Source organism: Actinoplanes sp. NBC_00393 (assembly GCF_036053395.1).
GTDB lineage: Bacteria > Actinomycetota > Actinomycetes > Mycobacteriales > Micromonosporaceae > Actinoplanes.
Map to the genome: position 1 here is coordinate 5,924,946 of NZ_CP107942.1, position 12,703 is coordinate 5,937,648.

At 71.6% G+C, this 12,703-nt stretch carries 14 protein-coding genes; 7 read left to right on the top strand and 7 right to left on the bottom strand.

The window, feature by feature from the left end; genetic code table 11:
• Positions 1-12: 12 nt before the first annotated feature.
• Together OHA21_RS27585 and OHA21_RS27590 are read right to left on the bottom strand one after the other, a co-directional pair.
• On the bottom strand, positions 13-660 hold the full coding sequence (locus OHA21_RS27585; protein ID WP_328459622.1) for a DUF6518 family protein: 648 nt from the start codon (positions 658-660) through the stop codon (positions 13-15).
• A gap of 7 nt (positions 661-667) precedes the next feature.
• Complete coding sequence (locus OHA21_RS27590; protein WP_328459624.1) at positions 668-1,270, bottom strand: CGNR zinc finger domain-containing protein; 603 nt, start codon at positions 1,268-1,270, stop codon at positions 668-670.
• 76 nt (positions 1,271-1,346) lie between these two features.
• On the opposite strand from OHA21_RS27590, the gene OHA21_RS27595 reads away from it, so the two are divergent.
• Positions 1,347-1,736 (top strand): RidA family protein, encoded by a 390-nt coding sequence (locus OHA21_RS27595; protein ID WP_328459626.1) that lies wholly within the window; start codon positions 1,347-1,349, stop codon positions 1,734-1,736.
• A 206-nt stretch (positions 1,737-1,942) separates the two neighbouring features.
• Here OHA21_RS27595 and OHA21_RS27600 read toward each other — a convergent pair whose 3' ends face one another.
• The gene (locus OHA21_RS27600; protein ID WP_328459628.1) at positions 1,943-2,395 is read right to left on the bottom strand and encodes an HIT family protein; all 453 of its coding nucleotides are present in this window, start codon (positions 2,393-2,395) and stop codon (positions 1,943-1,945) included.
• Positions 2,396-2,540: 145 nt separating this feature from the next.
• Entirely contained in the window at positions 2,541-3,416 is an 876-nt protein-coding gene (locus OHA21_RS27605) for a DMT family transporter (RefSeq protein WP_328459630.1), read from the bottom strand.
• Positions 3,417-3,709: 293 nt separating this feature from the next.
• Here OHA21_RS27605 and OHA21_RS27610 point away from each other — a divergent pair, with 293 nt between their 5' ends.
• Genes OHA21_RS27610 through OHA21_RS27635 form a run of 6 tightly spaced genes read left to right on the top strand, consistent with a single transcriptional unit; the run spans position 3,710 to position 9,313 of the window.
• Positions 3,710-4,069, top strand: a complete 360-nt coding sequence (locus OHA21_RS27610; protein ID WP_328459632.1) for a hypothetical protein — start codon at positions 3,710-3,712, stop codon at positions 4,067-4,069.
• Entirely contained in the window at positions 4,056-5,522 is a 1,467-nt protein-coding gene (locus OHA21_RS27615) for a sensor histidine kinase (RefSeq protein WP_328459634.1), read from the top strand. Before OHA21_RS27610 ends, OHA21_RS27615 begins: the two co-directional genes overlap by 14 nt.
• Positions 5,519-6,178 (top strand): response regulator transcription factor, encoded by a 660-nt coding sequence (locus tag OHA21_RS27620; RefSeq protein ID WP_328459636.1) that lies wholly within the window; start codon positions 5,519-5,521, stop codon positions 6,176-6,178. The genes OHA21_RS27615 and OHA21_RS27620 overlap by 4 nt, the downstream gene beginning before the upstream one ends.
• Positions 6,175-7,668: an SLC13 family permease gene (locus OHA21_RS27625; protein ID WP_328459637.1), complete on the top strand. Its 1,494-nt coding sequence runs from the start codon at positions 6,175-6,177 to the stop codon at positions 7,666-7,668. Before OHA21_RS27620 ends, OHA21_RS27625 begins: the two co-directional genes overlap by 4 nt.
• Positions 7,669-7,677: 9 nt before the next feature.
• Positions 7,678-8,868 carry a glycerate kinase family protein gene (locus tag OHA21_RS27630; protein WP_328459639.1) on the top strand — a complete coding sequence of 397 codons (1,191 nt, stop codon included), beginning with the start codon at positions 7,678-7,680 and terminating at the stop codon, positions 8,866-8,868.
• Between the two features lie 19 nt (positions 8,869-8,887).
• On the top strand, positions 8,888-9,313 hold the full coding sequence (locus tag OHA21_RS27635; RefSeq protein WP_328459641.1) for a YybH family protein: 426 nt from the start codon (positions 8,888-8,890) through the stop codon (positions 9,311-9,313).
• Here the strand turns inward: OHA21_RS27635 and OHA21_RS27640 are convergent.
• From OHA21_RS27640 to OHA21_RS27650, 3 genes are read right to left on the bottom strand one after another with little or no spacing between them, the layout of a single operon-like run.
• Positions 9,303-10,220: an LLM class flavin-dependent oxidoreductase gene (locus tag OHA21_RS27640; protein ID WP_328459643.1), complete on the bottom strand. Its 918-nt coding sequence runs from the start codon at positions 10,218-10,220 to the stop codon at positions 9,303-9,305. The genes OHA21_RS27635 and OHA21_RS27640 overlap by 11 nt on opposite strands.
• Before the next feature lie 57 nt (positions 10,221-10,277).
• A complete protein-coding gene (locus tag OHA21_RS27645; protein ID WP_328459645.1) occupies positions 10,278-11,936 on the bottom strand; it encodes a carbohydrate-binding domain-containing protein in 1,659 nt (552 codons plus the stop codon).
• 36 nt (positions 11,937-11,972) lie between these two features.
• A complete protein-coding gene (locus OHA21_RS27650; RefSeq protein ID WP_328459647.1) occupies positions 11,973-12,701 on the bottom strand; it encodes a polyphosphate polymerase domain-containing protein in 729 nt (242 codons plus the stop codon).
• Positions 12,702-12,703: the final 2 nt, after the last annotated feature.

Sequence of the window (12,703 nt, forward strand, 5' to 3'; positions counted from 1 at the left end):
CCCACCGACCGGTTATCGGAAACCGGTAAGGAGGAAGGCGGCGAAGCCCGCCAAGGCTAACGGCACGGCAGCGGCCAGGGCCAGCAGGCGCTGGCGGGCGATCAAAACAATGATCAGTACGCCGAGCGCGGTGTTGATCAGCACGTCGGCGATCGGGGTGTTGCCGTAATTCGGGTCGCCGATGCGGGTGGCGTGCAGCAGGGCCTCGGCGAACAGGACGGCGCCGGGCAGGGCGGGGCCGGCGATGCGGCGCCAGTCGTGGTCGTGGGCCCAGGTGCCGCCGATGCCGAAGACGGTGCCGGCGATGACGCCGAACGCCATCCAGATGATCGAGCTGGGTTGCCTGATGACGGCCCAGTCGTCGTTCTGGATGAGGGCGGCGGCGATGTAGTAGCTGGGCACGGCGATGACGAGCATGGCGGAGGCGGCTGCTGCGGCGCGCAGACGGCCGGTGCGGATCCAGTAGCCGAAGGCGAACGCGGCGACCGCCCACACGGCTGAGGAGTTGCCGAGGTCGCCGAGCGGCGACGGCACGTATTTGATCCACACGAAGTCGAGGAAGCCGAGCAGGAAGCCGGCCGGCAGGACGGCAAGCGCCATCAGCAGCGTCGGCCGAGATGCGGCCGGCCGGAGAACAGCCGGCTGGAGATCAGGTTGCATGAGACCCTCACGCGTCGGTGGCTTTTCGGGCGCGATGGGCGCGCAGTTTGTGGCGGTTGCCGCAGCGTTCCATAGCGCACCAGCGGCGGGCGTTGGGGCGCGACGAGTCGACGAAGACGAGCGGGCAGTTGTCGCTGGCGCACTCGCGGATGCGGTCGGCGAGTGGTCCGGTGAGCAACTCGATCATCTCGCGGGCGAAGGTCGACATGGCCTGGGTGGCGGTGACCGGGGCGGCCCAGCCGACGGTGGCGCCGTCGGCGGCGAGCTCAGGGACCAGCGGGGCTTCGGCGGCGGCGGCGTTGATGACGGCGACGGCATCGGCCGGCAGCGGGAGGTGGTCGGCGCGGGCGTGGGCGGCCACCCAGATCGCCTGGCGCAGGATCTTTGCGGCGATGAGCTCGGCGGTGGTGACCGGCGTGGTGGGTGACACGCCGGGTGGCAAGACAGCGAGCCAGGCGGCCAGGTCGGCGGGCTGGTGCAGCGACTCGAAGACCGCGAACGGCCCCTCGCCGCCGGTGTGGGCGAAGTCGAGGCAGACGGCCCCGGCGTCGAAGCGGAATGAACCGCCGCGGGGATCGGTCAGCACTCGTCCGGTTGCGCTCGCTCGCATGAAACCACTATAACTGGTTATGCAAGAGGACACCGCTTCAACTGGTTACGATTTCGATTGGCACGGAGGAGTGACGATGAGCGTTCGGCACATCAACCCGGAGGGACTGCACCGGAGCCCGGCCTTCAGCCAGGCCGTGGTGGTCGAGCAGCCGGCCAAGACGATCTACATCGGCGGGCAGAACGGGGTCGACGCCGACGGCAAGGTCGTCGGGCCGACCATGGGCGAGCAGGCCCGACAGGTGTTCCGCAACATCAGGACGATCCTGGAGAGCGAGGGGGCGACACTGGCGAACGTCGTGCACTGGCGGATCGCCGCTCTTGAGGGGCAGACGTTCGACGACGGGGTGGCCGCGTTCCAGGAGGTGTGGGATCGCAACGATCCGCCGCCCGCGATCACAGTGCATTTCGTGTCGGGGCTGAACCCGGGATGCCTGGTGGAGATCGATGCGGTGGCGGTGATCTGACGCTTCGGCCCGGCGGCCGCGCTGGGAGCGTGCCCCAACGGCTCGCGGGGCGCTTGCGGGACACCGCTGGGGTCGTGCCCGGCAGCGGCTCGCGGGGTACTCGCGGGACACCGCTGGGGCGTGCCCGGCAGCGGCTCGCGGGACACCGCTGGGGTCGTGCCCGGCAGCGGCTCGCGGGGTGCTCGCGGGACGGCCACGATCGGGTTTCACAGGAGGGCGCGGACGGCGGCTGCGTCGGCGCGCCACCTCGTCTCGTCGAGCAGAGGTGGCGTGGTGGCCGGCAGCGGGCCGCCGTCGCCGACGTCGTCGGCGTAACGGGCGGTGACGTGGGTGTGCAGGTGCGGTTCCCAGTTGCCCATGGTCAAGTAGTTCATCTTGGCCGGCCGGAAGCAGTCGCGGATGGCGCGGGCGACAAAGATGACCTCGCGGTGATACTGGTCGGCCTCACCGACGGTGAGGTCCATCGGCTCGACGACGTGCCGGCCGCGCCAGACGACGACCGCGTAGCCGCGCACGAAGGCGCGGCGGGCGAAATACGCGTCGGTGACCTGGCCGGTGAAGATGCGCAAGCCGAAGTCGATCTCGTCGGGCCGCCCGTGGGCGCACCACCGGCAGTCGTCACCCGCCATCCGGGCTGCCCAGTCCCCCGCCCATGCCACGCTGCCCGACGGTAGACGACAGTCACGCTCCGCGCTGCCCCGCTCACCGCAGGGCGAGCACGCGCTGGCACGGACAGCTGCGCTCCGCACTGCCTCGCTTACTGCAGGGGGCTGGCACGGACAGCCGCGCTCCGCACTGCCCCGCTTACTGCAGGGCGGGCACGCGCTCGCGGGGGCGGCTGCGTGACACCGCCACGCCGGCCAGGCAGAGCGCGCCTCCGGCGAGGGTCAGCCAGCCGGGCACCTCACCCAGCAGCATCCAGGAGAGGAGGATCACCACCACGGGTACGGCGTACGTGGTCGACCCCATCTTGCCGGCGGTGGTGCGCGCCAACGCGTACGCCCAGGTGGTGAATGCGATCGCGGTCGGGAAGACGCCCAGGTAGATGACGTTGAGGGTGATACCGATTGGCGCCTCGGACACGTCCTCGATCAGCTGGCCGGCGAACGGCAGGCAGCAGATCGCGCCGATCAGGCAGCCGAACGTGGTGGCCTGCAGCGCGGTGGCGTGCCGCAGCGCCGGTTTCTGGGCGACTACCCCGGCGGCGTAGGTGACCGCGGCGACCAGGCAGAGCAGCACGCCCAGGATCGACGCGCGCCCGCCGTCGGACATCGACAGCCCGACGACTACGGCACCGGCGAACGAGACGGCGATCCCGGCGAGCAGCCGTGGTGGGAAGCCCTCCTTGAGCAGCCAGCTGGCCAGCAGGGCCATCACGGCCGGGCCGACGTTGACGATCATCGCCGCGGTGCCGGCGTCGACGAGTTGCTCACCCCAGTTCAGCGCGACCATGTAGACGCCGAACCAGAGCACCCCGGAGACCGCGATGCCCGGCCAGGCGGCGCGCGGCGGCAGGCCCTGGCGGCGGATGGCCAGGAAGATCAGCAGGGTGAGGGCGCCGGCGAGCAGCCGGCCCAGCGCGAGGGATCCCGGGTGGAAGTGCGGTGCGGCGGCCCGGATGCCGACGAAGGCCGAAGCCCAGAGGATCACGGTGACGGTGGCGGCGGCTATCGCGGGCATACCTGCGAGCCAACCGTGCCGGCCCGGTTCTGAGCTAGCGATTTTCGGACGTCACGCTCGCCGGCCCGGTCGCCGGGATCTGAGCTAGCGATTCTCGGACGTCGCGCTCGCCGGCCCGGTCGCCGGGATCTGAGCTAGCGATTTTCGGACGTCGCGCTCGCCGGTCTCGTCGCCGGGGTCTGAGCGAGCGATTTTCGGACGTCGCGCTCGTCTGTCTCGTCGCCGGGGTCAGATGAAGACATCCTCATCTCATTCTCATCCCAAGATCACCAGCGGTCGGCACGCTGAGTCTCGTGCGTGTGATACCCCGATTCCTCGTCCTGGCCGCGGTGCTCGTCATCCCGGTCCTGCTCGCCGTCGCCAGCCAGGCGATGACGCGGCCGCCCGGGCCGCCGGATCTGCCGGACGCGCCGATCGAGGTGTCGTTCGCGCCGACCACCGCGGTCGCACCACCGTCGGCGCCCACCGCCGGGCCGAGCGCGAGCGCGGGCACGAGCCCGGGCGCGAGCCCGGGCGCGAGCCCGGGCGCGAGCCCGGGCGCGAGCGCGGGCACGGGCACGGGCACGGGCACGGACAGCCTGGAACCGCCGGTCATCCGTACGCCCCGGCCGACTGTCGACGACGACGCCGAGGACACCGATGACGACGACTGACCCGGTCGCCGGGCGCGGCTCCTCGGTGCCGGCCCGGTGGCGGATCACCGGGTGGATCCTGCTGGCCACCACGATTGCGCTGGTCGCGGTGATCGTCACCGTGCGCAGCTCGCTGCTGGCCGACGGGGAACGCCGCGCGAACGCCGAGCTGGAGCAGGAGGCCGAGGAGTTCTCCGCGTTCCTCGCCGAAGGGGTCGATCCGACGACTGCGCAGCCGTTCGCCTCGCCGGACCGGGTTCTGGAGGTGTATCTGGCCCGCCAGCATCCGGACGATGACGAGGCCCTGATCGGGCTGGCCGGCACCGACGTGCTGGAGGCCGACCGGCGGGGCAGCGGCAGCACGCGGGCGCCGTACGACATCGCCGCGGACGCCGGGCTGCTGGCCGAGGTCAGCGACCCGGATGACCGGTACGGCTCGGTGGACACCCCGGCCGGGCCGATGCGCTGGGGACGCGTCGACATCGGCGCCGCCCCGGTCCGCGGGTCGCTGGTCATCGCCATCTTCACCGAGCAGCGGCGCGAGGCCACCGACGACGTCGTGCGGCTGATGACCCTGGTCTCGCTCGGCGGCTTGGCCCTCGCGCTGATCATCGGGTGGATCGCGGCCGGCCGGATCCTCGCCCCGGTCCGCGCCCTGCACCGGGTCGCCGCCGACATCGGGGAACGCGACCTCACCGCCCGGGTGCCGGTGCACGGCCGGGACGACATCGCCGCGGTCGCGAACACGTTCAACGCCATGCTCGACCGGCTGGAGGAGGCGTACGGGCTGCAGCGCCGCTTCGTCGACGACGCCGCCCACGAACTGCGCACCCCGATCACCGTCATCCGCGGCCACCTGGAACTGCTCGGCGACGACCCCGCCGACCGGCAGCACACCCTGCGCCTGGTCGACGACGAACTCGGCCGGATGAGCCGCATCGTCTCCGACCTGCTCGTGCTGGCCCGCGCCGAACGCCCCGACTTCGTCAAGGCCCGCCCGACCGAGGTGACCGACCTGATGCTCGACATCGAAGCCAAGTCCCAGGCCCTGGCCGAACGCACCTGGCTGCTCGGCGACATCGCCGAAGGCACCGCGACGATCGACGGGCAGCGCGTCACCCAGGCCGTCCTGCAGCTCGCCGCGAACGCCGCCCAGCACACCGCCGACGGCGACGAGATCCGGATGGGTTCGCGCTTCGACGGCACCGGCGCCGACCGGCGGCTGCTGATCTGGGTGTCCGACAGCGGACCCGGGGTGCAACCCGAGGAGGCCGAAGTGATCTTCGAGCGGTTCCATCACGGGTCCGCCGCCCGGCACGGCCCCCGCGCCGGCGCCGGACTGGGTCTGGCGATCGTGCGGACCATCGCCGACGCGCACGGCGGCCGGGCCTGGGTGCGCAGCACTCCGGGTGAGGGCGCCACGTTCGGTCTGGACCTGCCCGCGCCCGACCGGTTCGAAAGGAATGCCGGATGAGCCGCATCCTGATCGCCGAGGACGACGTCAACATCGCCTCGTTCATTCAGAAAGGGCTGCACTCGGCCGGGTTCGTGACCACGCATGTCGCTGATGGGGGCACGGCGCTGCTGCTGGCCCGCGGCGGTGGCTTCGACCTGGTGATCCTCGACATCGGGTTGCCGGTGATGGACGGGTTCGCGGTGCTGCGGCAGCTGCGCACCGAAGGGCTGCGGCTGCCGGTGATCGTGCTGACCGCCCGGGACGCGGTGGAGGACACCGTGGCGGGGCTGGAAGGCGGGGCGAACGACTACGTGTCCAAGCCGTTCCGGTTCGCGGAGCTGCTCGCCCGGATCCGGGTTCGGCTGCAGGAGGCGGTGCCGGCCGATGCCGGTCTCCATCTGGAGCACGGGGATCTGCTGCTGGATCTGCGGACCCGGCGGGCGCAGTGCGGGGAACGGGTCGTGGATCTGACGGCGCGGGAGTTCGGGCTGCTGGAGATGTTTCTGCGGCATCCGGATCAGGTGCTCACCCGGGAGCAGATCCTCAAGCACGTGTGGGGTTACGACTTCAACCCCGCCTCCAATGTGGTCGACGTGTACGTGCGCACGCTACGCAAGAAGGTCGGGGACTCGCGGATCGAAACCGTCTACGGGATGGGCTATCGGCTGCGATGACCGTTACCGAATACTCGACTACGCCTCCGGTCGTGGCGGCGGGCGCATCGCCCGTACCGGAGAAAAGAAGGCCGCGCATCCTGTTGCCGATCGCCGGGCTTGTGGTGGCGGGGTTGTTCGCCTGGACCGCGGGGCGCTCGGGCAGTGGGCCCGGTGGCGCGGCGTCCGTGACGCTGCTGGTGTTCGCCGCTGCGGTGTGGCTGTGGACGTTCACCAAGATCGACGACACCTATATCGCGCTGGGCGCGGCGACCGTGCTGGTGCTCGCGGGGGTCATCGACACCGGCGAGCTGTTCGAGACGCTCGGCGATGAGACGGTGTGGCTGCTGCTGGCGGCTTTCGTGATCGCGGCTGGGCTGACCAATTCCGGTCTCACGCGGCGGGCGGCGGCGTTCGTCGTGGCCGGCGCCGGGACGCCCCGGCAGCTGGTGCACCTGGTCACCGCCTCGATGGTGGTGACGACGTTCGCCATGCCGTCGACGTCGGGGCGGGCGGCGCTGGCCGTACCGGTCTTCTCCGCCCTGGCCTCAGTCCTCTCGGACCGGCCCCGCCTGGTTCGGGCCCTCGCCCTGCTCATGCCGTCGGTGATCCTGCTGTCCGCGGTCGGGTCGCTGCTCGGCGCCGGCGCGCACCTGGTGACCAGCCAGGTCGTCGCGACCGCGACCGGGGAGGGATTCAGTTTCGTCACCTGGATGCTGCTCGGTTTGCCGTTGGCGCTGGTCAGCAGCCATCTGTGCGCGGAGATCGTGCTGTGGATGTGCACGGACCGCGCTGAGCGGCGCACGCCGGTGCGGCTGACCGTAGCCGACCTCGACAATGATCCGAACCAGCCAGTGACCGGGCCGCTGAGCGTCTATGAGATCCGGGCGGCGCTGCTGCTCGCGGCGGTCGTCACGCTGTGGTGCACCGAGCCGCTGCACCACGTGCACCCGGCGGTCGTCGCGCTGATCGGGGCGCTGGTGGCGACCTCACCCCGGTACGGATCCACCACGCTGGACGGCGCCCTGAAGACCGTGCCCTGGTCGCTACTGCTGTTCCTCGCCGGAACGCTCGCGCTCGGCACGCCGCTCACCGCCACCGGGGCCGCCGGCTGGGTGGCCGGGGCGCTGCTCGAACCGTTCACCGGCGGCACCTCACCGAACCTGTTCCTGGTGGTCATCGTGACCGTTTCCGCACTGTCGCACCTGCTGGTGCAATCCCGGTCGGCGCGCTCCGCGGTGCTGATCCCGGTGATCGTCGCGGTGGCACCGCTCGCCGGGGTCAACCCGGCCGCGGCGGCGTTCGCCTCCACGGCGGCTGCGGGCTTCTGTCACACGCTGCCCAGTTCCGCCAAACCGGTCGGCATGTTCGCCCGGCTCAAAGACGTGCCCACCTATACGCCGCGTGACCTGCTACGGCTGTCCGCGGTGCTCGGACCGGCCACCGTCGTCCTGATCCTGCTCTTCACCTGGTTCATCTGGCCGTTGCTCGGCCTGCCCGTCACCACTTAAGGACTCCCCATGGTCATGGTCGTTCCGCAGCGCATCCTCGTCGCACCGAGCGGATTCAAGGAGAGCATGAGCGCCGCCGAGGTCGCCGCCGCCATCGCCGCCGGCGTCCGCCGGGTCCTGCCCGGCGCGCACATCGACGCTGTCCCCGTCCCCGACGGCGGTGAAGGCACCGCCGAGGCCCTGGCCATCGCCACCGGCGGCACCCTCGTCCCGGTCACCGTCACCGGACCGGTCGGCGACCCGGTCACCGCCGCCTGGGCGCGCCTCGGCGGCGCCGCCACCGGCACCGCGGTCATCGAGATGGCCAGCGCCGCCGGCCTGCGCCTGGTCCCCGCCGACCGCCGTGACCCGACCCGCACCACCACCCGCGGTATCGGCGAACTCATCCGCGCCGCCCTCGACGCCGGCGCCCGCCGCATCCTGATCGGCTGCGGCGACTCCGGTACCAGCGACGGCGGCGCCGGTGCCCTCACCGCCCTGGGCGCCCGCATCCTCGACGCCGACGGCCGTGACCTGCCCGACGGCGGCGGCGCCCTGGCCGCCGCCGACCGCCTCGACCTCAGCGGTTTGCACCCCGCCCTCGCCGACACCGAGATCGTGGTGGCCTGCAACCCGGACAACGTGCTCTGCGGGCCCCGCGGCGTGGCCCGCGTCTTCGCCGCTCAGAAAGGGGCGACGGCAGCCCAGATCGACGAACTGTCCGACGCCTTCGACGTGTGGGCCGGGCTGCTCGAGCGTGACGGGCGCCCGGACTTCGACGTGCGCTACGGTCCCGGATCCGGTGCGTCCGGCGGGCTCGGCGCCGGCCTGGCCGCCGGGCTGGGCGCGCAGCTGCAGCCCCGGTTCGCCGCGCTGCTCGACAGCGGGCTGGCCGGCTTCGACCTGGACCGGTTGATGGCCGGCGCCGACCTGGCGATCACCGCGGAAGGCGCCATCGACCGGCAGACCCGGATGAGCAAGGTGCCGGCCGAGATCGCCCGTCGGGCCCAGCGGACCGGCACCCCGGTCCTCGCCCTGGCCGGGTCGCTGCGCGACGGTGCGGAAACGGTCCGCGACATCGGCATCGACACGATCGTCGCGCTGCCGCCGGCGCCGATGCCGATGGAGTACGCGGTGGCCAACGCGGAACCGCTGCTGCGCGACGCCGCCGAACGCGCTTTGCGGTTGATCGTGCTCGGAGCGGCTATCGCAGCCCGCTGACGGGGTACACAACCGGGGCATGGATGCTGAAGCGGAACTGCGAGCCCTGGTCGACGAACGCGTCGCCGCTGTGGCCGCCAAGGACCCGAAACCGCTGGCCGCACGCCAGCACCCCGATGTGATCGCCTTCAACGTGCTGCCGCCGCTGCACTCACGCGGCAGCGCCGCCGTCGAGACCGCCACCCAGGCGTGGTTCGACAGCTACGCCACCGACATCGGCTACGAGGTGCGGGATCTGCACGTGACCGTGGACGGTGACGTCGGTTTCTGCTCGTACCTCTACCGCGTCTCCGGGACCCTCAAGACCGGCGGCGTGGTCGACATGTGGGTGCGGGCAACCCTCGGCTGCCGCCGGGAGAACGGCCGGTGGCTGATCGTGCACGACCACGACTCGGTCCCGTTCGACCCGGCCACCGGTCAGGCGCTGCTCGACCTCACTCCGTGAGCAGACCGGCGTCCACGACTGCGTCGATGGTGTTCGCGCGTACCGCGTACCTCGAAATGCCCCACCGCTTCTCATGGCGGGCCAACGCCGCGCGGATCTCCTCGCCGGTGCCGATCATCACGAACGGCGCCTCGAGGAGATCCGCCGCCGACATGCCGAGGCGCTGCGCGTGCGGGGCCGCGGCCGCCTCGGCATCGTCGGTGACCTCGACGATCTGCACCAGCGCTTCCAGCGCCGGCGGCTGCGCCCGCCCGGCAGCACCCGCCACCACCTGCGCAATCTGCTGATCAACCTGATCGGTACGCCAGCGCGCCTCATGCCTGTGCCCATCCTCCAGGGTGCGGCCGAGACCACTGAGGCCGACGATGTCCGCATGCTCGCCGGCCCAGCGCAGGATCCGCGAATTGGCGGTGCCGATGGTCAGCGGGATCCGCTCCTGCACCGGCCGTGGCGCCTCCAAGCGTGCCTCGACCATGTCCAGCAGTGGCTCGTGCCGGGTCACAGTCTCCCCGTTCAGCAGCGCGACGACCGCCTCCGCGACCGCCAGGCAACGGTCGACGCGGCCGCGCACGTCCGGACGGTCCCGGCCGATCGCCTGCCACTCGGCCGGGGTGTGGCCGGCGCCGAGACCCAGCCGGGCCCGTCCGCCGGACACGACGTCCAGGGTCACCACGTCGGCGGCCAGGTGGATCGGCTCGCGGACACCGGCGTTCGAGACGTACGCGCCGAGCCTGATTCTGCTGGTCACGGCGGCGGCCGCGGCCAGCGCGACGGACGGGGCCGAGCACGAGCCGGGGTGGTCGGCGGCCTGCAGGGTGTCGAAACCGGCCTGCTCGCAGCGGATCGCGAGCTCCAGCCAGGAGGCGGCGTCCGTGGGCTGGGCCTGCACCGAGAAGACGGGAGTCATGCCACGACCCTGGCATCGTGTGTTCCTCGCGGGGAACGGTTTCTGCGTACGGCCGAACTAGGGGCGGCCGCCGCCCGACTGAGTGCCGGCGGTGACCGTGGTGACCTGGGTGCCGGACAGGGTGCCGCCGACGTAGAGGCCGCCGCCTACCGCGGTGCCGGAGACTGTGCCGCCGGTTCGGATCGCGTAGGTCGTACCCCGGCTGATCTGGTTCGAGGAGAAGACCACGCCGCGGAAGGCCTTCGTGGGCTGGTAGGACGCGATCTGCGTACCGGAGATGGTGGCCAGATGGACCACCGTCCCGGCTGCCTGGTTCGTGCTGAAGGTGACCGACACCCAGCCCTGGCCGGAGGCCGGCAGGGTGCTGGTGGTGGCGCTGATCCCGGAGGAGATCAGCGTGCCGCCGGTGATGCTGACCGCGCCGTTCGCGTCCAGGCCGCCCTCGCCGCCGCCGCGGGTGGCCGAGCCGGTGACGACGACCGTGCCGCCGCCGATGGTGAGCGCGCCGTTGGAGTCCAGGCCGTCGGTGCCGCCGCTGACCACGACCGTGCCGCCGGTGACCGAGATCAGCGCGTTCGGGGAGTTCTGCATCTCGCCGGTCGTCGGGTCGGAGGCGTTGACCGCGTCGTCGGAGGCGGTCGCCGATACGTTGCCGCCGGAGAGGTAGACCTTGAGCCCTTCGACGCCCTCATACGACTTGGTGACGTTCACGGTGCCGGCGGAGATCGTCACGGTGGTCTCGGCGTGCACGCCGTCGTCGGCCGTGGCGACCGTGGTGGTGCCGCCGTCGACGGTGACCGCGGCGTCGGAGTGCAGGCCATCGTCGGAGGCGTCCACCGTGGTCCGGCCGTCGCTGATCACCAGCAGCGCACCGGCCTTGAGGCCCTTCGCCGAGGTCTCCCCCGGTGTGACGGTGCTGCCGCCGCCGGCCCTCGCGGTGATCGTGCCGCCGGCGACGATCACGTCGGTCTGTCCGGTGATCGCGTCGCCGGTGGCCGTGACGTTGACGGTTCCGGCCGTTATCGCCACGTAGCCGCGGGTGGCGTCCTCCTCGTTGTCGGACTTCAGGCCGTCGCCGCCCGCGGTCGCGGTAGTCGTGCCGCCGGTGACGATCACGTAGTCCTGGCCGCGGATCGCGTCGTCCGGCGCCGTCGCGGTGATCGTGCCACCGGCGATGACCAGGCCGTCCTTGACGTTGACGGCGTCGTTGGCGGTGCCGGTGAGGTTCAGTGTGCCGGTGCCGGCGATGGTCAGGTCGGCGGCCGAGGCGATTGCTCCGTCGCCGCCGGAAGTCAGCCGGTTGGTGCTGCCGGCCTGCAGGAACACCAGCACCTCGTCGGCGGCGATCACGTTGAGGGCGTCCGCGGCTGCGGTGACGGTTACGCCGTTGAGGATCAGCCGGACGATGCCGGTTCCGGTGCTGTTGACGACGATTTGGCCGCTGGTGAGCGTACCGGTGAATCGGTAGGTGCCGGCGGCGGTGATGGTCACCGTGCCGCTGTTGACGGTGACGTTCGGACTCGTCGTGGTGGCGCCGGAGCCGGTGAGGGTGACGGTGGCGACGTCGGACTCGTTCCAGACGTGGTCGGCGGCGCTGTCGTGGCTCGCCTGATTGGCGGCGAGCGCGGCGGATGCTGCCGGGCCGGCGGCGAGTGCGGGCGCTGCCCAGGTCGCGAGGGCCGTGGCGGTGAGCACGGCGGGGACGATTTTGCGCATGGCTGATCCTTCTGTTCGTCGTCTCAGGAATGGAGTTCAGGCGCTGAAGTGCTTGCGGAGCAGGCGCCGCCACGGTGTGGCCGGCAGATCGGGTCGCAGCGCCGCGAGCCCGGTCGCGTATTTGGAGATGCTCACCGGCCGGTGCCCGCAGGCCCACAGCAGCCGGTCGATCGGGGAGGCGGCCGAGCCGGTCTTCGTCTCGATCACCGCCATGTCTGGCAGCGTCAGCCCGAGGCCGTCGGTCCCGGTCCAGGTCAGGCCGATGTCGACGGTGGCCCGCGAGTTCCCGGCCGGCTGATACAGCGTGGTCCGCCGGTAGTGCGTGACCAGCGTCGCCGCGAACTCGAGGCCGGTGCTGTCACCGAGGACGTCGTCGACGAACCAGCGCCCGGGATCGACGCTGTCCTGGTCACCGGTCGCATACGGCAGCCGGTTCTTGACCGTGCCGCCCCGATACCCCTCGGTCTTGACCTCCAACCAGCAGGTCGCCGAGTCCAGATAGGTCCGGGTCCGGATCTTGAACCGGCGCCGCCGACGGCGAGCCGTCAGCCGGAAACTCACCAGATCCGGGGTGTCGAAGTACACCGACCGGTACCGGAACGACCGCGCGCCATCGATCTCCAGCACCCGGGTGCACGGATCCAGCCGGGACAGGACGCGCTGCGCCGCCGCCAGAGGCAGCACATACTTGCGGTCCACCCGGGTCTGCAGCTCGGCCTTCTCGGTGAGTTCGGCAAGCGAGATCGCGTCCAAGTGGGTGGGCACGC

Coding starts and splice junctions, on each gene's coding strand:
- OHA21_RS27635 (WP_328459641.1), top strand. CDS start 8,888: ATGGATGCTGAAGCGGAACTGCGAGCCCTGGTCGACGAACGCGTCGCC.
- OHA21_RS27615 (WP_328459634.1), top strand. CDS start 4,056: ATGACGACGACTGACCCGGTCGCCGGGCGCGGCTCCTCGGTGCCGGCC.
- OHA21_RS27605 (WP_328459630.1), bottom strand. CDS start 3,416: ATGCCCGCGATAGCCGCCGCCACCGTCACCGTGATCCTCTGGGCTTCG.
- OHA21_RS27640 (WP_328459643.1), bottom strand. CDS start 10,220: ATGACTCCCGTCTTCTCGGTGCAGGCCCAGCCCACGGACGCCGCCTCC.
- OHA21_RS27595 (WP_328459626.1), top strand. CDS start 1,347: ATGAGCGTTCGGCACATCAACCCGGAGGGACTGCACCGGAGCCCGGCC.
- OHA21_RS27645 (WP_328459645.1), bottom strand. CDS start 11,936: ATGCGCAAAATCGTCCCCGCCGTGCTCACCGCCACGGCCCTCGCGACC.
- OHA21_RS27620 (WP_328459636.1), top strand. CDS start 5,519: ATGAGCCGCATCCTGATCGCCGAGGACGACGTCAACATCGCCTCGTTC.
- OHA21_RS27590 (WP_328459624.1), bottom strand. CDS start 1,270: ATGCGAGCGAGCGCAACCGGACGAGTGCTGACCGATCCCCGCGGCGGT.
- OHA21_RS27630 (WP_328459639.1), top strand. CDS start 7,678: ATGGTCATGGTCGTTCCGCAGCGCATCCTCGTCGCACCGAGCGGATTC.
- OHA21_RS27625 (WP_328459637.1), top strand. CDS start 6,175: ATGACCGTTACCGAATACTCGACTACGCCTCCGGTCGTGGCGGCGGGC.
- OHA21_RS27585 (WP_328459622.1), bottom strand. CDS start 660: ATGCAACCTGATCTCCAGCCGGCTGTTCTCCGGCCGGCCGCATCTCGG.